Annotated in this window: 18 protein-coding genes; 8 read left to right on the top strand and 10 right to left on the bottom strand. The window is 38.0% G+C overall.

The genetic code is table 11. The features are described from left to right. Positions 1–21: 21 nt before the first annotated feature. Both CXF79_RS02870 and CXF79_RS02865 read right to left on the bottom strand, forming a co-directional pair. Positions 22–1,050, bottom strand: coding sequence for a DUF5677 domain-containing protein (locus tag CXF79_RS02870; protein WP_198560022.1), 1,029 nt, complete (start codon positions 1,048–1,050; stop codon positions 22–24). A 121-nt stretch (positions 1,051–1,171) separates the two neighbouring features. Continuing rightward, a complete protein-coding gene (locus tag CXF79_RS02865) occupies positions 1,172–1,582 on the bottom strand; it encodes a hypothetical protein (protein WP_101153862.1) in 411 nt (136 codons plus the stop codon). A gap of 342 nt (positions 1,583–1,924) precedes the next feature. Here CXF79_RS02865 and CXF79_RS02860 point away from each other — a divergent pair, with 342 nt between their 5' ends. Continuing rightward, positions 1,925–2,884, top strand: coding sequence for an integron integrase (locus tag CXF79_RS02860; protein WP_101153860.1), 960 nt, complete (start codon positions 1,925–1,927; stop codon positions 2,882–2,884). Between the two features lie 418 nt (positions 2,885–3,302). Here CXF79_RS02860 and CXF79_RS02855 read toward each other — a convergent pair whose 3' ends face one another. The 7 genes from CXF79_RS02855 to CXF79_RS02825 form a co-directional block, all read right to left on the bottom strand. Further along, positions 3,303–3,848, bottom strand: a complete 546-nt coding sequence (locus CXF79_RS02855) for a DUF7010 family protein (RefSeq protein ID WP_101153858.1) — start codon at positions 3,846–3,848, stop codon at positions 3,303–3,305. 125 nt (positions 3,849–3,973) lie between these two features. Further along, positions 3,974–4,651: a hypothetical protein gene (locus CXF79_RS23475; protein ID WP_198560021.1), complete on the bottom strand. Its 678-nt coding sequence runs from the start codon at positions 4,649–4,651 to the stop codon at positions 3,974–3,976. A 129-nt stretch (positions 4,652–4,780) separates the two neighbouring features. Further along, on the bottom strand, positions 4,781–5,254 hold the full coding sequence (locus tag CXF79_RS02845; RefSeq protein WP_101153856.1) for a GNAT family N-acetyltransferase: 474 nt from the start codon (positions 5,252–5,254) through the stop codon (positions 4,781–4,783). A 413-nt stretch (positions 5,255–5,667) separates the two neighbouring features. Further along, positions 5,668–6,450, bottom strand: coding sequence for an ABC transporter permease (locus CXF79_RS02840; protein WP_011042718.1), 783 nt, complete (start codon positions 6,448–6,450; stop codon positions 5,668–5,670). Beyond that, positions 6,450–7,178 (bottom strand): ABC transporter ATP-binding protein, encoded by a 729-nt coding sequence (locus tag CXF79_RS02835; RefSeq protein ID WP_232769062.1) that lies wholly within the window; start codon positions 7,176–7,178, stop codon positions 6,450–6,452. Before CXF79_RS02835 ends, CXF79_RS02840 begins: the two co-directional genes overlap by 1 nt. Next, the gene (locus CXF79_RS02830; RefSeq protein WP_101153852.1) at positions 7,175–8,179 is read right to left on the bottom strand and encodes a YVTN family beta-propeller repeat protein; all 1,005 of its coding nucleotides are present in this window, start codon (positions 8,177–8,179) and stop codon (positions 7,175–7,177) included. Before CXF79_RS02830 ends, CXF79_RS02835 begins: the two co-directional genes overlap by 4 nt. Before the next feature lie 38 nt (positions 8,180–8,217). Beyond that, positions 8,218–9,396: an ABC transporter substrate-binding protein gene (locus tag CXF79_RS02825; RefSeq protein WP_232769061.1), complete on the bottom strand. Its 1,179-nt coding sequence runs from the start codon at positions 9,394–9,396 to the stop codon at positions 8,218–8,220. A gap of 372 nt (positions 9,397–9,768) precedes the next feature. Here CXF79_RS02825 and pedF point away from each other — a divergent pair, with 372 nt between their 5' ends. The 7 genes from pedF to CXF79_RS02785 all read left to right on the top strand — a co-directional run bounded on the left by pedF (position 9,769) and on the right by CXF79_RS02785 (position 21,343). Next, entirely contained in the window at positions 9,769–10,209 is a 441-nt protein-coding gene (gene pedF, locus CXF79_RS02820; protein WP_011042714.1) for a cytochrome c-550 PedF, read from the top strand. Then, positions 10,199–11,089: a substrate-binding periplasmic protein gene (locus tag CXF79_RS02815; protein WP_101153849.1), complete on the top strand. Its 891-nt coding sequence runs from the start codon at positions 10,199–10,201 to the stop codon at positions 11,087–11,089. Before pedF ends, CXF79_RS02815 begins: the two co-directional genes overlap by 11 nt. 274 nt (positions 11,090–11,363) lie before the next feature. Then, entirely contained in the window at positions 11,364–13,127 is a 1,764-nt protein-coding gene (locus CXF79_RS02810; protein ID WP_011042711.1) for a PQQ-dependent methanol/ethanol family dehydrogenase, read from the top strand. Positions 13,128–13,416: 289 nt separating this feature from the next. Continuing rightward, a complete protein-coding gene (exaC, locus tag CXF79_RS02805) occupies positions 13,417–14,937 on the top strand; it encodes an acetaldehyde dehydrogenase ExaC (protein WP_011042709.1) in 1,521 nt (506 codons plus the stop codon). A gap of 105 nt (positions 14,938–15,042) precedes the next feature. Continuing rightward, positions 15,043–17,190 carry a 4Fe-4S binding protein gene (locus CXF79_RS02800; protein ID WP_101153847.1) on the top strand — a complete coding sequence of 716 codons (2,148 nt, stop codon included), beginning with the start codon at positions 15,043–15,045 and terminating at the stop codon, positions 17,188–17,190. 447 nt (positions 17,191–17,637) lie between these two features. After that, positions 17,638–18,786: a nitric oxide-sensing protein NosP gene (nosP, locus tag CXF79_RS02790; RefSeq protein ID WP_011042707.1), complete on the top strand. Its 1,149-nt coding sequence runs from the start codon at positions 17,638–17,640 to the stop codon at positions 18,784–18,786. Beyond that, on the top strand, positions 18,779–21,343 hold the full coding sequence (locus CXF79_RS02785; RefSeq protein ID WP_101153846.1) for a hybrid sensor histidine kinase/response regulator: 2,565 nt from the start codon (positions 18,779–18,781) through the stop codon (positions 21,341–21,343). The genes nosP and CXF79_RS02785 overlap by 8 nt, the downstream gene beginning before the upstream one ends. A gap of 139 nt (positions 21,344–21,482) precedes the next feature. On the opposite strand, the gene CXF79_RS02780 is transcribed toward CXF79_RS02785, so the two are convergent. Then, a complete protein-coding gene (locus CXF79_RS02780; protein ID WP_198560020.1) occupies positions 21,483–22,064 on the bottom strand; it encodes a Tll0287-like domain-containing protein in 582 nt (193 codons plus the stop codon). Positions 22,065–22,087 lie beyond the last annotated feature (23 nt).

The raw sequence follows: 22,087 nt of genomic DNA, 5'->3' as shown, positions 1-22,087 counted from the left end.
TTGTCCTGCTTTAATGACTTGTTATGAATTCATTTTTGCCACAGCTAGAAAATCTTCCCCAACTTGATCTTGAAACTCACGAATGATGTTCATTAATACAATATGATCTATCGTAGGATGTAACATTAATATTGTGCATGTTATTTGGCTTAAACTAATAGCTGTTGAATGTGCGGGATCTGTCATACCTGAATTACTTTGTCCCACGAGCAGTATATCTTCTGTTGCCTCATTAAGACCCAAACGGTTTCTTGTCCCTTTGGAACCGGAATGGATGTTCTGACTAGCCCACTTGTAGTAAGGGCGCATATGATCTAACTTAACGTCTTTTTCGATAGCTCCAAATCCAACACGATTATGCTCAGGAAATAAATATGCAGCCCAACCATAATGACCAGAAAACTTTTTACCATATTCTTTAACTAAGTTGTCATATTCAATTTTGCACTCGTCGATATCTTGCTGTTCTGGTGCTTTTTCGTTGAGTCTGCTTTCATATTTTTTATGTTCACGCATTCCATCGTATGAATCGACAACATCATGAAAATAAAACCTCTCTGCACATTCTTGCCCATGTTTAGCAATAAACATGGCTGTTACACTTACTTCATGGAGAGCGCGCCATCTTGCATGTGCGGCATCTGCAAATCCCGACTTCATTAGGCTCAATATTTCTTGAGAGATTTGACATGCTCTTGCGTGAAGCCTTACAACTAAATCAAATACTAAATTTTGCTCTTCCGCTGCTTCATTTCGATAGGAATAATTAACATCTTCTCCAGCTTCTGTACACGTAACAATTAATATCTCAAGAGTATCAAACCCTTTAGCCCATCTTTCACTGTTGCGTTTAACAAACCCCTCAGATAATCCTCGACGCTCTTTCAACATTTCAGCTGATGATTCTAATAGCGAAGCCTTAATTAGGCGAACTGCATCTGGAGTTACTTCAGAAATTAATTCAGAAATATCTATTTCATCTGCAACTTCAGGGTTTTCTTTCAATCTTTCATTGAGAGAGTCCATGAATTGTTTATGAAGAATATCCACCCAACTCTCCTATGATTCATAACGCCCTGTTAACAGGCAATAAAATAGTTGGTTAAAATAAGCGACGCAGGAGCAAAAACCAACTGTTTTTTGTCCTTGTTTAACAGCTTGTTATGTGAATTTAACTGCTAACATGCCAAGCACCACTTTCTTCACTTTTGTATAATTTAGATGATTCTTTAGGGAAACACTTTCCACTTAGTTGCCAAAAATCACCGTAGGTGCGGCGGTGAACAATATGACTTAAAACAGCAGAGTCTGTAGCAAACAAGATAACATTATGACTATCCGAAACTAATACATCAGTGTATTTATTTACATCCCAGTTAAAACCAAGAGCCTTTGACGAATCGGAGTTGTATGGACCAAGAAAGCATACTTTTGTCCATTTATTACCTTGCATGGTTGAGAAGTCTATATAGGCATAGTTATTAGCTTTATAGGTTTCACCAAGCTTAATACTAGATTCACTTCTAGGAAGTGGAGAATCTTCACACCCAACAAGTAATAGTAAAATTAAAACTCTCAACATAATGTATTCACATAACAGCTTATTATGGAGACTTCTCAGTAATGTCCGTCCCATAAAATTAATTCATTACCGCTTAATATTCCATAATTTCAATGAATTAGAAAGATTAAAATTTAAGAAAACAGCTCTAGTTGGATATTACTGAGAAGTCTCAGTAATATCCAATTACCATAACACTAATTAAATTGATGTTTTTCATAAGGTTAACCTATTACCCTAATGAGTTAATCCTATTTATTGGCATTTACTGAGACTTCTCAGTAATATCCCGCTGAGAAAATATTTGATATTTATTTACCTCAAACACATACTGTATATAAATACAGCTACGGGGTTTGAAAAATGTCTACATCGCCTTTTCTTGAAAGTATCCGTCATATCCTCCGTACAAAGCATTACAGTATCCAAACTGAAAAAGCGTATTTACTATGGATTAAACGATTTATTCTCTTCAACCAAAAACGCCACCCCAAGGATATGGGTGAACAAGAAGTAAGTAATTATCTCACTTATTTAGCGGTTAATAGGCAGGTAACATCTTCAACTCAAAACTTAGCATTATGTTCAATTGTTTTTATGTACAAACACGTCTTTGAAAGAGAACTCATTTTGCTATCTGATACTGTTAGAGCAAAAGCCCCAACCAGAGTACCGATGGTATTATCCAATAAAGAGGCGACTGCAATTATTAATGGATTAAAGCCTCCTTATCATCTGATGTTCAGTTTGCTATATGGCTCAGGGTTAAGAAAAGCAGAGTTGTTAGCGTTACGTATCAAAGATATCGATTTTGACGGGAATTCAATTTATGTTTTTCGTGGTAAAGGGGCTAAGGATAGAATGACCTTATTGCCTAAAATTCTTATAGAGTCACTTAAAGAACAAATAGAGAAAGTCGAAGGTCTACACCGTAAAGACTTAGCAGAAGGAGAAGGGAAAACGAGTTTACCGTCCGGCTTAGCACGTAAATACCCAAAAGCAATTACTGAATTTAAATGGCAATATCTATTCCCGTCAACTGTTAGATGTAAGCATCCAACAGATGGTTATTTTTGCCGTCACCACTTACATTGGACTTCATTGTCTAAAGCTCTGAGAGCTGCTGTTTTGAAAAAAGGCATTAGAAAACATGTCACAGCACATACCTTTCGGCATACTTTCGCGACTCAGTTATTATTAAATGGAGCTGATATTAGAACGGTACAAGAATTACTTGGCCATAATGATTTGAAGACTACTCAAATCTATACTCATGTGATTGGCCAGCATGCATCAGGGACTCTTAGCCCCATTGATAGATAACTTAACCATTAGTAAAAGTATCTCTTTTTTTATTTTGCTGATGCCCTCAGTTAGCATTAACTATTTGATGACGAATGACCGCTGTGGTGGCATTTTTGCCAGTTAGGATTAACAGGTTATTGTCAAAAAGTTATCATCAATATACTCATGTTTTTATACTTTGGGAACGTCCGCTAACGTATCAAAGTGAACATAAAACAGGGTTGTTTTGACCATTGAATTAGGTCAGGTTTGTGGCTACTGCCCTTAGAGTTATATTTTAGAAGTTAGCTATTTCAAAGTTTAATTAAATTTTTTGAAAGGTATTTTCGGCTCTTAAACGTAATAATTCCAGTTTCCGATTTTATTTAACGGTTTCCATCTTTATTTAGACGTTTCTAACTTTATTTAGAACCCACAGTTCAATTTGAAGTTATTGTTAGGGCTTTACTACAACAGGCTTTGCCACATTAGTTTCCGAAAAAAGTAATCCAATTGTAATTGCATATACTGGAATCAATGCCGCGAAAGTGTATTGGTATGAGATTTCTTTCCCAAGCAGTGCCAACAGGCACCCTAAACTTGGCATAACGATACCGATAAAATAATAAGCCTTACTTTTATAGAGCCACCCATAAGGTATAAAATGAGACCCGAATAGAATGGCCATAGAAAATGGTATCCAAGCAGGTGCAATATTAAAAACAAGGATAAAAAGAGGCCAATAAAATATCTGCACACCAGCCAAAATTGCACCAAGGTTAGATAAGGGAGGAAATTTAACAAATGGATTTACTTTAAATAACTTTGAGATAAACATAGCAATAGGAAACACACTCCCTGTCGCAATGAATATTGATATCAAGGCTTGCCTCTCTGGTAGTAGGTTAACTGCAATGGCGGCAAAAGTAATTATGATCAAACCTGCAACGGGAAACCCTATACCTTTTTTGGTTGCTACAATTAACTTATCTCTATAACTCATAAAGTACTCCAGGTTTGGCCTATAGCCCTAACGCTTTGCTAAGCGGCTAAAAATGGCTGGCTATAATAGCAAGGATTGAGCACAGCCAGCTGTTTGTGTCCGTTTAAGCAACTTATTATATGCCGTTACAACTTCCATGAAATTTTATTACGCAATTGCTCAACTTGTTTGACGTTTTTGCCTGCTACAGCCGTATAAACAAAAGTGGTGCTATCAAAACCTACACACTTTATGGTCGCACGATTCTGATTGAAGTTCCCATAAACATAATCGCCATTCTTCACAACAGAGCTAAAACCAAGAAAATTTAATATATCGACTCCCTTCTTAGCACACAATTCAGGTGATGTTTTTAACTGTTTATGGTGCGACCATAATTGAGGTGTATAAGAGATTTGAGGGTTTTTACTTTGTGTGATATCAGACTCGGTGTTAGTTAAAATAACCTTTGCTATACCCGAAGTTTCTTTTTCTTTAAAAAAATTTGTATTTAAATTATGTTTTAGAAGATTTTGTACAATATCATTTAGCATTACAGCAGATTTGTGATCTTTTTTAGCTACATACATGTAACTCGAATATTTATTTGATGAGGCTTTGTTTTTTGCAACGCTTACTAGGTAACCCTTTTTGATAAGTGCATTCTGTAAAGTTACAGCATCATCTTTTCTTAACGAATTATAATATACAGTAACCTTAATAATTTCATTGTTACTAGTGTCAATATCTTCAATGTTTTTTGTAGAGGAACACCCTTGCAGTAAAGTAATTAAAACCAATAATGTTTTCAACTGAAAATTCATATTCATCCTTGAGCCTTTTTAGACATATAACGCCACATTAAGCGGCTAAGTAATAGTTGACTATAATGTGCGAGGCACGAAGCGCAGCCAACTGTTGCGTGTCCGTTTGAATGCCTTGTTAGCAATATTTTACGCCAGTGCTTGTCTCATTTTACGACCACCAACAGGAATTAAACCATTTTTTTGATAGAAATTTAATGTTCTTTCAAATTCAGGTAGAGGTGGTGTGCATAATTCAATGCATGACCAATCGTGCTGCTTTCCGTATTTTTTAACTTGTTCGATTAATGTAGAACCAACACCTGAAGCTCTAAGTTCAGGTGAAACATAAAATTCTTGAATTACACCAATTTTACCACCAGCATATAAAGCATATGTTTCTGTAAAAGTAACAACCGCAACAGGCTTATTTTGATATTCACCAATAATGGCAGCGTAATGACCATCACTAATTAATTCACGGCAACGCTCAATTGTACTATTAAGATTAATATCAAAATGCTGAGCTTTTGTTAATTCACAAATTTCATTTGTAAGGTCAACAACCAAAGATCCTATGGTTTCTGAATCTTCGGATTTGGCCACTTTAAATTTAATTTGCATACAGACTCTTTAATATTGCTAACAGCTTATTATGAGGCAAAATTCCTTCTTTCTACAAGATGAGAAAAATCGTCCATAATTTTATAATGTAGTGAGATTACTTTATTGTTATTGATAGATCAATGAGTTAAAAACAAAGCTTAAAGTGGTTGATGTGTGAAAGGAGGCAATTTGTACGCTTTGTTGTAGAAAGAAGAAATCACGAATAATTGTGTAAATAAACAGCTGTAATTAAGGTAAATATAAGACTATTTTGTTATTAAATAAACATTATTAGAACGAATTAAATTAATTCCTCACTTAAATAAAAAATGTGACTTAATCTACACACAATAACATCACCAACTTAATAAAATGGCTGTGCCCTTAAGGTTAGTAATTTTACCTTAAGGGGGAAAAGTAGTCGTTTAATGCTATTTACGACCATGTAACGGTTTGAAACTCATCAGAGCAAAAAACGACGCTATGCTTGTGGCGATTAACACTGTCGTCAGTGCAGCAAGGTTCATTTGTCCATAAAGCGCAAATCGTAATAGCTCAACACATGAGGTAAAGGGATTAAACTGACAAAGCCAATATAACCACAGACTAGCTTCTTGCATTTTCCACAGCGGATATAAGGCACTTGAAAGAAAGAACATTGGGAAAATAACAAAGTTCATCACACCGGCAAAGTTTTCTAATTGTTTAATAAGATTAGATAACATTAACCCTAACGCACCAAGGAAAAAGGCAATTAAGAAAATTGCAGGTATTGAACTAACATAACCCATTAGCGGGATATCAACGTCAACTAGCCGAGCGAAAAGTAAAAATATGACTACCTGTAAAAGTGACAGCAACGCACTAGCAATTAATTTACAACATAATAAAAAAGGTCGCGGTAGCGGGCTCATCAATAGAACTTTCATACTGCCCATTTCACGGTCATAAACCATAGAGAGCGAGCTTTGCATGCCATTGAATAAAATGATCATGCAACAAAGCCCTGGGGTAATATATTGCTGATAGGTAATATAAGTACCGTAGGGCTCCATAATAGAAACACCTAATGCGGCTCTAAAACCGGCAGCAAACACAACCAACCAAAGTAGTGGCCTGACTAAGGCACTTAATAAACGCGAACGTTGTTGGAAAAAACGTAAAACTTCACGCTTAACGATGCCATTAAAACAATAAAGATAACGATTATTCATCAAGTGAGCTCCGCGTTAGCCGTTAACGAGCGATAAAGCTGGTATACATCGGTGACATTATGCTTTTTACATAATTCTCCACTAATACCCTGTGCTTTAATTTTTCCTTCATCAATAATAATTAATTGATCACCTGCTGATATTTCATCGATTAAATGCGTTGCCCACAAAACACAAATACCTAATTTTTGACTAAGCGAACCAACGTACTCTGTGATCATTTTTCTGCTATCAATATCTAAACCAACCGTTGCCTCATCAAGCAATAACACTTTGGGTTGATGAATTAATGCTCGAGCAATTTCAACACGACGGCGATGTCCGCCATTCAATGATCTGACTTTATCATCGAGTCGCTTTGTTAATTGCAGTTGGGACAAAATCTCACTGATATTGTCGAGCGCTTGTGCTGATGAAATGCCATGTAGCGCAGCATAATAGGTTAAGTTCTGCTTAACCGATAAATCTAAATCTAACGTACTTTGCTGAAAAACAACGCCCATTGATTGCATAATGTTCGACTTATGATGTTTATAGTCATAACCATTGATTTTAATATCCCCTGATGCCGCCTGATAAAGGCCCGTTAACATGGAGAACAAAGTACTTTTACCTGCGCCATTGGGACCAAGTAATACATTAAAACCACTGGTAATACTGAGGTCTAAACCATCGACTGCAGGCTTTTTACCGTAATAAAAACTGAGACCCTTTGTGACGATACTCATGGCACATTTCGTATCACTACGCCCCATGGATAACGTCCTACTTTAATTGATTTTGTAACTTTCATACGTTTTACATCAATCACTGATACATCACCACTAATACCATTGGTGGTTAATAACTTGCTTTCATCCTGATTAAAAGCAAGTTGCCACACCCTACGGCCAACTAATAAATATTCCTCAACTTCCATTTTTTTACGATCAATAACCGCGACATGATTTGCTGGCCCCAAAGCCACGAACGCATATCGCCCATCCTTTGTTAATTCGATGCCAACAGGTTGCACACGGTCATGATGAATACCTCGTATATCAAAGGTAAATTCCTTAATGATTTTTTGCGTGGCAACATCAAGTATCACCACAGTGCCGCCAATTTCAGAGCTCACCCATAAATATTTATTATCGTCGGTAAACTTTGCCGACCTTGGCCGTGCACTCACTAACGTATTAGCAAAATTTTCATGGGTTTTGGTGTCAATCCAATGCACCATGTTGGTCGTTTCCGAGGTTACCACGACAATTTTTCCATCGGGACTTACCGCTAAGCCTTCAGGTTCAACCCCTACATCTATCTGTGCGATAACAGTAGCAGAGTCAATATCAATCACTGTAAGCAAGGCATCATCTTCATTAGAGGTATAAATAATTTTGCCATTTGGGTGTAATGCAATCGTTTCAGGATCTTCACCTGAAGGTAGCTCACCGATAATCAGGTCTGTTGCTACATCGAGTATTTGAATCCTATCTGACTCGCTCGCACAAATATAAGCAAGTGATTGTTCCTTATTGAAAATGATGCCTCGAGGTCGTTCGCCTATCGCGATTGTTTTTATGACTTTATTAAGGCTTAAATCGATAACCGAAATATTGTCATCTTTTTCATTGGTGACATAAGCAAATTCAGTGGCATAACCAGCGGTAGCGTTAAACAAAACAGCTACAATTGATAATCTTAAAATTGTGCTAAAATTTTCTCTAAAATAAAGTGTCTTTTTCATAAGTTACCTTAAAAATTTACCGTGAATATTTACCGTGATCATTCGCATTGAGATTCTTGTGCATCAAAACCAAGCGTATCAAGCTCAGTAATGGGATGAAGCATGCCTGGCTGTGGTGATTGCGATACCAAAGCGTGAGGATGAACCAGCGCCAGCGGCATTCTTAATTGTCGACTCCAAGCACGAAAACTAAGCTTTCGCCCTTTGTACGCGGCCAATTCAAAATCCGTCGAGTTAATATATTCGATGAGCTTGTCACTGGTGTTTGAATGAAGTTTGTGCACTGATTGAGCAACACTGCGCACGGCGAGATAACCGGCAAAGTCTACTTCGTTCATTTTCCTATCAGCCATTTCTATAAAACGATTTTGCAGTTGAGTAGCGCCCCACTGCTCTATCGCACTATGCCACGCCAAGGCTTCCAAACCGGCCGAGCCTATAACAGGTCGAGGTAAATAAGTATTAAAGGGTAAAAATTCAGCAAACGCTTTTGACTTGTCAGCAACATAAACAACATCATAATCTTGTACGGTTTGAGTGAACAAAGGAATTTCTTGTTGTGCACTACGTCTTAGATCGGTATTAAAATCCCACTGTTTCTCATCAATAATTTTCAAACCAAAACGTTTCGCTGCCCGTTTAAACGAAGTGGCCAGCTGAATATCTTCGGCTTTACTCCCTTGTATTAATAATACTTTATTCATCCTACGATAAAGTAACCACTGAGCAAGGGCATCAGACTTCATTGCATTACTGGGTATGGTATGAAACACGGAAGGTAAACACTGGCTATTGCGAAGTTCATCAGCAGATTCACTAACATTAAACAGCAACACTGGTTTTTTTTTGGCCCAGTGATCTACTTGAACCAGTTGTGCTGACGGCGCTTGAAGAATAAAAATGCGTCGGCCCTGTTGGTATTCTTTCTCTAGATAATCTAAAAATTGCGTTGTTTTAGTCGCTATAAAATAGTTTAGCGTAAAGTGCTGCTGTAAAAATTTTCCGGTCGTATTAGAATCACTGATCGCAAGCTTAGCGCCCATATAACCACTATCTTCTGGCTTTTTAAAAAGAGTAGATACACCAGGAGCTTGTTGCTGCGCTAATTTCACATAACTGATATCAAGGGTAATTGGACTTGATATTGCCTCAGTACTTGAGATCGCATTAGTACAATAAAAACAAAAGAGCCCTATGCAGCTAGCTATCCTTTTCACTAGATACTTTTTAAACCTTACTCTTGTCACAATAAACATGGCAACCCCAATTAATAAAATTCAATAACTATCATTCAACTGATGTATAGCTAACCACTTCACACTGATTCATGCATTCTTAAAATACTTCTATCTTTATAAGCATATAGAAAAATCTCATAAAGTTAAAAAGCTAAGTATTCCAATAAAACACCATAATGAATTGATATATAACAAAATAAAATAAATTATGCAGTTTTCTATCCTTAAATTCATACTAAAGGATGAGGCTTAACCGCGCTAAAGTACAATTCTTGAAGCGCCCTAACCTCGTTAAGATGGTTCTATCAGAATTAAACACCACAATTTTCACGTGAAAGAAGGTACACAGCGATGATAAAACTTAACTTAGGCCGCAGCCATTTAATTGCATTCATATCAATATGTTCATTTGGCGTAGCGGCTCACGGCCCTGTGACCCCACAAGCAATAAACACCTCAACATTACCGACCTTAGGCGAAGAATGGGAAGACACTAACCCTTACCGCACAAAAGATGGCGAAGTAATGACAGAAATTTTACGCGTTGGAGCATCAGCCTATAACCAAAATTGCGCTCGCTGTCATGGTTTAGGCGGAATATCTGGCGGTATTGCTCCTGATTTACGTCAATTACCAGCAGATTTTGATGGCGATGAGTGGTTTATTTATCGTGTACAAAATGGCGCGGTGCGTAATGGTGCTGTTTACATGCCGAAAATGACAGAGCATTTAAATCAAGAAGCACTATGGTCTATTCGTACTTGGTTAGAGTCAGTAAGTGATGAAGAATAAATTTTATTATCTATTCTTGTGGTTAAGTTGTTGTAGTCTATTTTGCTCAACAACTTTTGCGCGATCTTATGATGATATTATTGAAAGCAATGAAATCACCGTTGCTGTTTATAGCGATTTCATCCCGTTTTCATACCAAGAAAACGGAGAAGCAAAGGGCATTGATATTGAAGTCGCCAAACATATTGCCAAACAGTTAGGCGTAACACTTCATTTTAGGTGGGTAACCGCTGATGAAAATGTTGAGGATGACTTACGCAATAATTTATGGAAAGGACATTTCCTTAAACGCAGTGTTGCAGATTTAATGCTTAGAGTTCCCTACGATAAAGCATATTCTGAGCTGCGTGACGATATTGGTGAACGGGTACATGAACAGGTACACATGTTCGCTCCCTACCATACCGAGTCATGGAAAATCGTTTTTAATGCTAAAAAAATCGACGATGTTAGCACCATGGCTGTCTTTCAATATCATGACATTGGTGTCGAAGTAGACTCCATTCCACAATTTTATCTTCTATCGGTCTTCAATGGTCGAATGCGCAATAAAACCAAACAATTCCCTTCATTAGCCCTAGCTATTTCAGCAATGTCTGAACAGAAGATTGATGCCGTCATGGGACTTCGCAGTCAGGTAAGTCATTACCAACATCAGCTCGATTCCCCTACTTACCAGTTAGCAACGAATGCTTTTCCAATGTTAGGTAAACAACAATGGGATATAGGCATGGCAGTCAAGAGTGACTATCGCCAATTAGGTTACGCCATTGCTGATATTGTCGAGGCTATGATAAGCCAAGGACAAATGAAGAAAATATTTGATCAATACCACGCTGTTTACCAAACTCCTAACCTGTACTCAGTGAGTGATAAATAGCGAGTAGTAATGAACAGCGTTCAAACTCATCCTTTTTCATCATACTAAATGATGAAAAAAACGCTACTGCTGTGTAATAGAGAAGTAAATAGAGACGTTTTAATATCGTTATAGCCTGCTTAATTGTTTTACTGATGTCGCGAGACGACATGTAAATTCATTGACGTTATGCAGGAAGGTATAGCCAAACTACATGAATATTAGTGTTTCAGGTAGCGTGGGTAAATAGAGAAGAATATCTTTAACCAAATTTACAACCCGAGAGGAAATAACAATGATAACAACATGTAAAACAAAGGTATTGTCATTATCCATGGCAGTTTCTTTAGCGTTAACCGGCATAGCAAGTGCTGAAGTAACCGATAAAGATATTGCCAATGACCAAATGACAACTGATGATGTTGTGTCCTATGGACTTGGTCTAAGAGGACAACGTTACAGCCCTCTTGATAAAATAAATATCGACACAGTTAAAGAAATGCGTCCAGTGTGGTCATTCTCATTAGGCGGCGAAAAACAGCGTGGTCAAGAATCTCAGCCTATGGTCAAAGATGGCGTCATGTATATTACTGGCTCCTACTCTCGTGTGTATGCTATAGACGTTCATACTGGTGACGAACTTTGGCAATATGATGCAAGATTACCTGATGGTATTATGCCTTGTTGTGATGTTATCAACCGTGGTGCCGCGTTATACGGCGACCTAGTTATTTTTGCTACGCTTGATGCAAAACTAGTCGCGCTTCATAAAGACACAGGTAAAGTCGTTTGGAAAAAGAAAGTAGAAGATTATAAAGCCGGTTATTCAATTACAGCTGCTCCTATTATTGTTAAAGGTAAAGTCATCACAGGTGTTGCCGGTGGTGAATTTGGTGTAGTAGGTAAAGTAAGAGCTTATGATGCTACCAATGGCAAACTAGTTTGGGAACGCCCAACAGTTGAAGGCCATATGGGCTACATCTGGAAAAATGGCAAAAAAGTTGATAATGGTATTTCTGGTGGCAAACCAGGACAAACATGGCCAGCAGAACTTTGGAAGTCAGGCGGAGCGGCGCCTTGGTTAGGCGGTACTTATGATGCCGATGTTGATTTATTATTCTTTGGTACTGGTAACCCTGCACCATGGAACTCTCATTTACGTCCAGGTGATAACCTTTTCTCATCATCACGTTTAGCTATTGATCCTGATACTGGTAAAATTGTTTGGCATTTCCAAACCACGCCACATGATGGTTGGGATTTTGATGGTGTTAACGAGCTGATTTCTTTCGACTATAAACAAAATGGTAAAACCGTTAAAGCTGCAGCAACGGCTGACAGAAACGGTTTCTTCTATGTACTTAATCGTGAAAATGGTGATTTCATTCGAGGTTTCCCATTTGTTGATAAACAAACATGGGCTTCAGGACTTGATAAAAACGGTCGCCCTATTTATATCGACAGTAATAGACCTACGGATCCAAGCAAGTCAAAAGATGGTAATAAAGGTAGCACAGTTGTTGCCGCCCCTGCTTTCTTAGGTGGTAAAAACTGGATGCCAATGGCTTACAGTCAAGACACTGAGTTATTCTATGTACCATCTAACGAATGGGAAATGGATATTTGGAATGAGCCGACCGCTTATAAAAAAGGCGCTGCCTATCTAGGTGCTGGCTTTACTATAAAAGCGATTAATAAAGACTATATTGGTGTATTAAAAGCAATCGACCCTAAAACAGGTGAAGTTGTATGGCGCTATAATAACTATGCTCCATTATGGGGTGGCGTATTGGCTACTGCTGGTAACTTAGTATTTACCGGTAACCCTGAAGGATACTTATTAGGTCTTGACGCTAAGACGGGTGAAGTTAAATATAAGTTTAATACCGGATCAGGCATTGTTGGTTCACCGATCACCTGGGAAATGGATGGCGAACAATACCTTTCAGTTTTATCTGGTTGGGGTGGCGCTGTACCTTTATGGGGCGGTGATGTTGCTAAGCGTATCAAGCACTTAAACCAAGGTGGTAGTGTGTGGACGTTTAAATTACCTAAATAATGTAAACAATCTTATCAAAAGGCTTTTGAATTTATTCAAAAGCCTTTTTTGTTTTAAAAACCTATACTTTCAATTGGTTAAAACAACACTTCAACAGAATTTAAATCAACTCATTCTAAAGTATGATGTTTTCTATGCAAAGGGAGAATAGTGTACTTGCCGTACTGCTACTAATATGGATACATGAAAGAACGCTTTGGTAGTTATCAATTTGATAAGTATCAAAGTAAATATAAACAGGGCCACGGAAAAGAGTTTTACTCTGGCTGGTCTAGATACGAGGTGATATATGATCTATGCAAACCCAGGCAGTGAAGGTTCTGTCGTTTCTTTTAAACCTAAATATGAAAATTTTATCGGCGGTAAATGGGTTGCTCCAGTAAAGGGAAATTATTTTACCAATACCACCCCTGTAACCGGCGAAGCAATTTGTGAAATACCACGTTCAAGCGCTGAAGATATTGAGTTAGCACTTGATGCTGCTCATGCTGCAAAAACGGCATGGGGAAAAACCTCAGTACAAGATCGTTCAAACATTTTATTAAAAATTGCTGACCGTATTGAAGCAAACCTTGAGTTAATAGCAGTAGCTGAAACTTGGGATAATGGTAAACCAGTACGTGAAACACTCAACGCTGATATTCCATTAACGGTTGATCATTTCCGCTATTATGCTGGTTGTATCCGTGCTCAAGAAGGCACTCTTTCACAAATAGATGACGATACTGTTGCGTATCACTTCCATGAGCCTATCGGTGTTGTTGGTCAAATAATTCCGTGGAACTTTCCTATGCTAATGGCTGCATGGAAATTAGCTCCAGCACTTGCTGCTGGTAACTGTATTATTCTTAAACCAGCTGAGCAAACACCTGCAAGTATTCTTGTATTTATGGAGTTGATCGCTGACTTATTACCTGATGGTGTTTTAAACATTGTTAATGGTTACGGTAAAGAAGCTGGTGAAGCACTAGCAACTAGTACGCGTATTGGTAAAATTGCCTTTACTGGTTCAACACCTGTTGGCCAACATATATTGAAATGTGCTGCTGAAAACTTAATCCCTTCTACAGTAGAGCTTGGTGGTAAATCACCAAACATTTTCTTTAGTGATATCACTCAATTTGAAGATGACTACCTTGATAAATGTGCTGAAGGTTTTGCTTTAGGTTTCTTTAACCAAGGTGAGGTATGTACATGTCCTTCTCGTGCACTAGTACAAGAAGATATTTTTGATGTGTTTATGGAAAAAGTGCTTGAGAAAACCAAAAATATCGTTCGTGGTAACCCACTTGATGTTAACACTATGGTTGGTGCACAAGCGTCTAAAGAACAGTATGATAAAATCCAAGGTTACCTACAAATAGGTAAAGACGAAGGTGCTGTTGTACTTTCTGGCGGTAGCGCTGAAAGCTTGGAAGGTTCACTTGAAACGGGTTACTACATCCAACCAACTATTTTGAAAGGTAATAACTCAATGCGAGTTTTCCAAGAAGAAATTTTTGGACCGGTTATCTCTGTTACTACCTTTAAAGATGCTGAAGAAGCCCTACAAATAGCTAACGATACTGCTTTTGGTTTAGGTGCTGGTGTTTGGACGCGTGATGCTAACCTTGCTCATCGCATGGGTCGTGGCATTGAATCAGGACGAGTGTGGACTAACTGTTACCATTTATATCCTGCTCATGCTGCCTTTGGTGGTTATAAGAAATCAGGTATTGGTCGCGAAACTCACAAGATGATGCTTGATCATTATCAGCAAACTAAGAACTTATTAGTAAGCTATAGCACAAGTCCTTTAGGTTTCTTTTAAGCGTCTATTTTAATTTTTAAGTCCCAGGTTAATGAGTGTCCCTTTATAAAGTAAGCGACACTCATTTTTTTTTTACAGCTCACGACAATTTATTCAGGTGTTAACATGCCTTTTAAACAATTAAAAAACCTAAAAATATGGCTTCTCCTTAGCCTACTTTTAATGTTAACAACCTCCTTTTATTCTGTTGCTCTTAATACAACCACTCATGCCAATGTCACCGCAATCTCCGATGAAGTAGCTCAACTCTTCCCTAGTGCCACACGTGTAGGTCCTATCGACAATAAAATTGCCGTAACCCCTGTTTATCAATTGAACGAACTACTGGGTTATGTTTTTGAATCAGATGATTTTGTCAATTTCATTGGCTTTTCTGGTCAAACAATTAACCTGTTAATCGGTATTGATACCCAAGGCGTTTTTACTGGTTTAAAAATACTCGCCCACAATGAACCGATTTTTTTGCACGGTTTAGGCGAACAGCCTATGTTTAAATTCATCAAACAATATCAAGGGCATTCAATTAAGGAACGATTTATTGTTAACGCTCGCGCTAAAACGTCTCTTGATGCAACCTATATTGACGGCGTCACGCGCGCAACAATATCAGTACTAGTAATCAACGACACCATTACCGCTTCAGCACTTAAAGTCGCACGTGAAAGATTATCCGGCTTTGTGGCGCCATCACAAACCAGCATCAACCCCGACTACTATCAAACACTTACGTTTGAAGAACTCGTTAACAAAAATCTCATTAAACATTGGCAGCTTACCCGTGAGCAAGCACTCACAATGACCAAAACATCACCGACAAATTTAGCCGATGAAATTAACCAAATTAGTGAAGAAGGAGATGAGTTTATCGACTTATACTTTGCCTTCGTCAATATTCCTATCATTGGTAAAAATTTATTAGGTGAACAAGAATACCAGCGTTTGCTCGAGAGTTTAAAACCCGGTGAACACGCCTTAATGATGTTTAGTGGCGGTGAATATCATTTTGTTAGTGAAGACTTTATCCCACAAACAGTGCCTAACCGTTTAAGTGCACAACAAGCGACTCTGCCAGTTGATATTCGAGATATCGACTTTTACAGTTTCTACGATCCGTCATTTTCGCTCGCCGTGCCTGACTTCAATGAAATTAAGGTGTTTAGAATAAAGTCTCAATCGGGTTTTGAGTTAAACAAAGAATTTTCTTTATCGTTAATGCTGAGTTACAACAAATCGTTTTTATCTAAGCAACAACACAGTTTTACTATCAATAACACCTTACCTGACAGTTTATTTATTCATAAAGAGCCCGAGATTAACTTGGAAGAAAATCGGCCTTTGTGGTTGAAAATTTGGATAAGTCGTAGCACTGATATCATTATACTTAGCATTTACCTTATCTTTTTGGTTTGGCTATTTATCAAACAAGAAACACTCGCCAAAAATGCTAAAACCACTCACAGAATTCGATTTGCCTCATTAATCTTTGTCATTGCTTTTATAGGCTTTTATGCGCAAGGCCAATTATCAGTGGTCAATATTTACACCTTGTTCTTATCAATCTGGCAAGGTTTTAATATCAATGTATTCCTACTTGACCCGATAATTTTTATCTTATGGGTATTTGTCTTTATTAGCCTTTTCCTCTGGGGAAGAGGTTTGTTCTGTGGTTGGCTGTGTCCCTTTGGTGCATTACAAGAGTTTGCCGCGTTAGTGGCGAGTAAACTCAAAATAAAACAAATCAAAATAAAACCTCAACACCATAAAAATGCACAAAAAATAAAATATGTGGTGCTAGTTTTACTGGTTGGTAGTTCATTTTATTCACTCACACTTGCAGAGCAGCTCGCAGAAATTGAACCCTTCAAAACCAGTATCACGCTCAATTTCGTGCGTTATTGGCCGTTTGTCTTGTATGTCGTATTACTGCTTGCGCTTAGCCTAAAGATTCACAAAGTTTACTGTCGTTATTTGTGCCCGTTAGGTGCAGGACTTGCGGTTATTGGCCGATACCCACTTTTCAAATGGCTAACACGACGTCAAGAGTGTGGTACACCTTGTCAACTATGCCGTAATAAAAAGTGTGGTATTGATGCCATCAATAAAGACGGTTCTATTGACTATGGTGAGTGTATTCAATGCTTGGAATGCTTAGTTACCATCAAAGACCCAAATGAGTGTGTCGTAGATAAGTATTCGAAAAAAAGAAAAGCGGTCGTCGTAACACCCAATACTTATTTTATAAATCAGCTTTAATGAAAGTAATGCGACCAAGAGTATTCAATAATATTTTTTCAGACAATGTGTATAAAATTACTTATAAGTTAGCGTGTTAATAGCAAAGTTAGCACATGCAAATTAGGGTAAATATGGTTATTCTATATTTCATTCATTTTAAAAATGTATCAGGTAGCATTAGGGGCTGCTGATCTTTTGAGATTACTTTTGCAGCTTTTTGTTTGGTGTTTATACAAGGCAGAGTCTTTGTAATGTAGTTTATCTACATAAAAAGACGATAACGCCGTAAAAATGACCAACAAACGCTGCCCGAAGGGTTCGGCTAAAAGCGTTTTATTCTTTGTTGAGTAATGTTTGCGTAGAATGACTAGGCTACACACTACTCGCCGTGATTAAAATGCTTTTACCTCGAACAAAACTTAACCGCGAAAGGTCAGCAGCCCCTAGGCTGCCCATAGGAATTATATGAGTACAATTAAAACAATTACCGCGGTCAGTAATGCCACTGATCCCTTCCTTGCAAGCCAGGAATTGTACCAACAACTTAATCAAGACAATATCTGCTTTGTGCTGTTTTATTGCTCCTCAACTTATGCGCTCGATACACTTGCAAAAACGATGGAAGATACCTTCAAAGAAACTAAAATTGTGGGTTGTACTACGGCAGGAGAAGTAACACAGCAAGGGTACGAGCAACATTCTATTGTTGCCATAGGCTTTTCTAGTGACTACTTTGCTATTAGTGCCCAACTTATCGAGTCGATGGAAAAGTTCGATACGATCAATGCACAATCAACCATAAATGAGTTAGTAGAAGATTGTCAGTCACGAGATTTAACCGCAATTAAAAACAACAGTTTTTTACTTACCTTACTCGATGGGCTTTCCTCAAACGAAGAACAATTCCTGGTTACCCTAAACTCTGCGACCCGAGGTATTCCACACTTTGGCGGCTCTGCTGGAGATGATATTAACTTAGCGAAAACCCATGTCTATTATCAAGGTAATTTTTATCAAAATGCCGCTATTGTCATTATGGTCAACACCACGTTATCTTTCGAGGTTTTTAATTGTCATCATATAGCACTACCGACGGAAAAATTAGTGGTGACAAGCGCAGATGCTGATAGTAGAACGGTCTATGAATTAAATGCTGAACCTGCTGCGCTTGAGTATGCAAAGTTATTAAATATGGATTTAAAGGATTTGAGTCCTGAAGTGTTTTCGCTCAATCCTTTAGCGGTAAAAGTCGGCGGTCAATACTATATTCGTTCCATTCAAAAAGTGAATGAAGCTGACTTAAGCCTCACATTCTACTGCGCTGTAGATGTTGGCATTGTACTCACTGCGGTAGAAATGGGTGACATATTTGATCCCGTGACTCAAAAGTTAGATGAGATTTCACACCGTTACGGAAAACCAGAATTAGTACTCGCTTGCGATTGTTTTTTAAGACGCTTAGAAATCGAACAAAAAGGCTTAGAAAATAAAGTAAAAAAATTAAATGCTAAGTACAACATTGCTGGATTTAATACCTATGGTGAACACATTAATGGCACCCATTTAAATCAAACCTTTACCGGTGTTTACATCGCAGGAGGTATTAATGAGTGATCAATCCCTAGAAGAAGAGTTAGCTGAATTAAAAAAGCAAAATACCAAGTTAAAGAAAATCAACGACGCTTTGATGCAACGGGTAGAAGACAGCGGAGAAAATCAGTATGCGCCTTATACTGCCTTTGAACATTCGGTGCACCTGGCTGAACAAGTAAGAGAAAAAACGCAAACCTTAAATGAAACACTGGCAAAACTTGAACGAAGTAATCACGCATTAAAACAAGCCAATGCTCAAGCTAATCTGTTCAAACAACGTTTCATTGATGCAATAGAAAGTATTTCAGAAGCCTTTGTTTTACTCGACAGTAAAGGTCGAATTATTTTACAAAACAGTAACTTCGCCAATTTTTGGCTCGACTCAGGTTTACCCATTACAGAAGGCGTCAATCTCAAAGATTTAAAAGATTTAGCGAAAACCCGCGGTATTATTCAACGAGCTTCTCCAGGTGATGCGTTTGCCAGCCCGGTATATCAATTATCAGATGGTCGATGGTTTCAATTAAACGAACACCAAACCAGCGAAGGTGGTTGGGTAATGCTCTATACCGACATTACCGCAGTGAAAACGGCCGAAAGTGCCCGTTATGAAAGAGGCATGGCGCAAAAGTCGCTGTTACTACAAAACTTGATTGATAACATTTCTCAAGGTGTTGTGTTGATCAGCAGTCATAACAAAATCGAAGTATGGAATACGCGTTTTGCCCAGATCAGTCAATTATCCCCTCACCTGTTACGAGGAACGCCCACCACTGATAATATGCAACATTTAACGGAACTCGATTTAGCACAAAAATCAAGTACCAATAACTATTCTTACACCCAAACATTGATTAACGGAACCGTATTAGAAATAAAAAGTCACCGACTTAAAAACGGAAAAACCATTAAGACCTATAGCGATATTACCGAACGTCATCGTTACGCGGAATCCTTAAGAAAAAGTGAAAGTTGGTTACGATTAATCACGGATAACGTACCCGCTATGATTGCTTATGTCGGTAAGGATCTAAAGTATCAGTTTACCAATCAAGTGTACGTTGACTGGTATGGTTGGCCTCAGGGTGGCCTTAATGGCTTAGAGTTAGAACAAAGTCGTGTCCATTCAAACTTTACTAAAATAAGACGTTACGTTGATCGCGCTTTGGAAGGTGAAAGTGTTAGTTTTACCATTGATGAAAAAAATAAATTTGGTGAATCAAGTTATTTATTAAAATCTTATGTGCCTAATCGTGATGTTAACGGCGATGTTCTTGGATTTTTCGTACTCATTCGTGATATCACCGAACGAAGAAAGAATGCCTTAGCCCTACAAAAAGCTCATGACCAACTTGAAGTTAGGGTACAAGAGCGAACCTCTCAATTACAAAATTTAAATGACAAGCTGCAAGTGGAAGTAGAAGATCGACGCCAGGCGCAATCCAATCTTGTCAAAGCCAAAAGCGAAGCAGAGTTTGCCAACGTTTCAAAAACAAAATTCCTTGCCGCCGTGAGTCATGATTTATTACAACCGTTAAATGCTGCTCAATTATTTACCAGTTCATTAATGGAGCGTCCTTTAGAAGATAAGACTAAAAATCAGCTTAATTCGGTCGCTAATTCATTAGACGATTTAGAGAATTTAATCTCAACATTGGTTGATATTTCAAAACTCGATGCTGGTGTGGTTAAAGCTGATAAAAGCTCATTTAAATTGTCAGAGTTACTCAACAATCTTGTGAGTGAGTACCAACAAATCAGTGGTCAATTTCAGGTAGAATTGCACTATGTCAGCAGCGATGTTGTCGTAAACAGCGACAGTGTTTTACTTGCCCGTATACTGCGTAATTTCCTATCAAACGCCTTTAGATATACCAACAACGGTAAAGTATTATTGGGCTGTAGGCGTCAAGGTAACCATGTATCTATCGAAGTATGGGACAATGGTACTGGCATTGCTCAAGACCAAATTAAAGAAATATTTAAAGAGTTCAAACGTCTTAAAGCTTCTCAAACGGCGTTTCGTAATGGCCTTGGTTTAGGGTTAGCCATAGTCGATAAAATTTCTAAAGTACTCGAACATCCCATTAATGTTAGCTCTGCCTTAGGTAAAGGTTCGGTGTTTTCAGTAAAAGTACCGCTTGGAAAGATAAGTGATTTACCCCAATCAAGAGACCCGCTTAATTATATTATGGATACCCCAGTGTTAGCGAAAAGTAAAATCTGGCTTATTGATAATGACGCAAGTGTTTGTGCTGGTATGTCACAACTATTAGAAGGTTGGGAGTGTGTGGTAATAACTGCCACTAGCCTTGAAGACTTGCAACAACAAGTCGATATCAGTCATGAACATGCTGATATATTAATCGTCGATTATCACCTTGATGACGGCGTAAATGGCTTCGATGTAGCAAAAGAAATTAACCAAAGTCGAGATACACCATTACCCGTGATGATGATCACCGCTAATTACAGTAAACAGCTGAAAAAAGAAGTCAAAGATAGTGAAATTTTATTATTAAATAAACCCGTTAAACCGATGAAACTAAAAACTTCAATGCTGTATTTATTGAAATAATGGCTTATTTACATTAGTTAAAAACTCTATATTTAGTTCTCAGTGCTGGGTGATTAGTGTTCAGCGAGTATTAGAAACGCCTTTAAGCTTCTAATACTCACTAAGCTCTGCTGAGCATAATCCGATTTTATTCGAATGATTAATTCATTCTTTTTTGCAATGTGAATGCCCCTCGAATATCACCAACCTTAAATCCTGTCGCCTGATCGTTAGGATATAAGGATTTCACCTTCGTAGTAATTTCTTCAGCCATATCGCTCCCATGACAAGTTACACATAAGCCAGCAGTGGGTATTGGCTTCATATAACGGTAGATTAATTTGTCGCCTTCTTTTATCGTTTCAGCATATTCCATAGTTTTCAAATTTTCGCCTGCTGCTTTACGTTGTTCAAATTGACGCAGCGTCTTAATTTCCCATTCATCAGGGGCATTTTTTTCGTTTCGAACTTTCAATGAAGTCCTGCCGATGTCCCACCCTGATGAAGAAGAATTCTTTTCGGCAATTGGACCCGCTTGAATATTACACTGCGCTAATGCTGTTATTGGGCCACCTGATTTCATCGACGTTTTTAATACGTGCTTTAAATCACTGCCGAACGATTTTACTAACGAACGTGCTGCTAAAGTATCTGAACTAGCCGCTATCTCTCCGGCACTTGCCAGCAATGGTAATATTGATAATGTGCTGACTAAAAACACCTTAATGCTCATTGATTTCATTTAATTCTCCATAGTTATGTAAG

Source organism: Colwellia sp. Bg11-28, assembly GCF_002836245.1.
In the GTDB taxonomy this organism is placed as follows: domain Bacteria; phylum Pseudomonadota; class Gammaproteobacteria; order Enterobacterales; family Alteromonadaceae; genus Colwellia; species Colwellia psychrerythraea_A.
This window is presented reverse-complemented; position numbering and strand designations above follow the sequence as displayed.

Bases quoted from the DNA above. Each gene is read 5' to 3' on its own strand.
- CXF79_RS02860 (WP_101153860.1), top strand. From the start codon at position 1,925: ATGTCTACATCGCCTTTTCTTGAAAGTATCCGTCATATCCTCCGTACA.
- CXF79_RS02855 (WP_101153858.1), bottom strand. From the start codon at position 3,848: ATGAGTTATAGAGATAAGTTAATTGTAGCAACCAAAAAAGGTATAGGG.
- CXF79_RS02840 (WP_011042718.1), bottom strand. From the start codon at position 6,450: ATGAATAATCGTTATCTTTATTGTTTTAATGGCATCGTTAAGCGTGAA.
- nosP (WP_011042707.1), top strand. From the start codon at position 17,638: ATGAGTACAATTAAAACAATTACCGCGGTCAGTAATGCCACTGATCCC.
- CXF79_RS02845 (WP_101153856.1), bottom strand. From the start codon at position 5,254: ATGCAAATTAAATTTAAAGTGGCCAAATCCGAAGATTCAGAAACCATA.
- pedF (WP_011042714.1), top strand. From the start codon at position 9,769: ATGATAAAACTTAACTTAGGCCGCAGCCATTTAATTGCATTCATATCA.
- exaC (WP_011042709.1), top strand. From the start codon at position 13,417: ATGATCTATGCAAACCCAGGCAGTGAAGGTTCTGTCGTTTCTTTTAAA.
- CXF79_RS02810 (WP_011042711.1), top strand. From the start codon at position 11,364: ATGATAACAACATGTAAAACAAAGGTATTGTCATTATCCATGGCAGTT.
- CXF79_RS02815 (WP_101153849.1), top strand. From the start codon at position 10,199: ATGAAGAATAAATTTTATTATCTATTCTTGTGGTTAAGTTGTTGTAGT.
- CXF79_RS02780 (WP_198560020.1), bottom strand. From the start codon at position 22,064: ATGAAATCAATGAGCATTAAGGTGTTTTTAGTCAGCACATTATCAATA.
- CXF79_RS02800 (WP_101153847.1), top strand. From the start codon at position 15,043: ATGCCTTTTAAACAATTAAAAAACCTAAAAATATGGCTTCTCCTTAGC.
- CXF79_RS02865 (WP_101153862.1), bottom strand. From the start codon at position 1,582: ATGTTGAGAGTTTTAATTTTACTATTACTTGTTGGGTGTGAAGATTCT.
- CXF79_RS02830 (WP_101153852.1), bottom strand. From the start codon at position 8,179: ATGAAAAAGACACTTTATTTTAGAGAAAATTTTAGCACAATTTTAAGA.
- CXF79_RS02835 (WP_232769062.1), bottom strand. From the start codon at position 7,178: ATGAGTATCGTCACAAAGGGTCTCAGTTTTTATTACGGTAAAAAGCCT.
- CXF79_RS02785 (WP_101153846.1), top strand. From the start codon at position 18,779: ATGAGTGATCAATCCCTAGAAGAAGAGTTAGCTGAATTAAAAAAGCAA.
- CXF79_RS23475 (WP_198560021.1), bottom strand. From the start codon at position 4,651: ATGAATTTTCAGTTGAAAACATTATTGGTTTTAATTACTTTACTGCAA.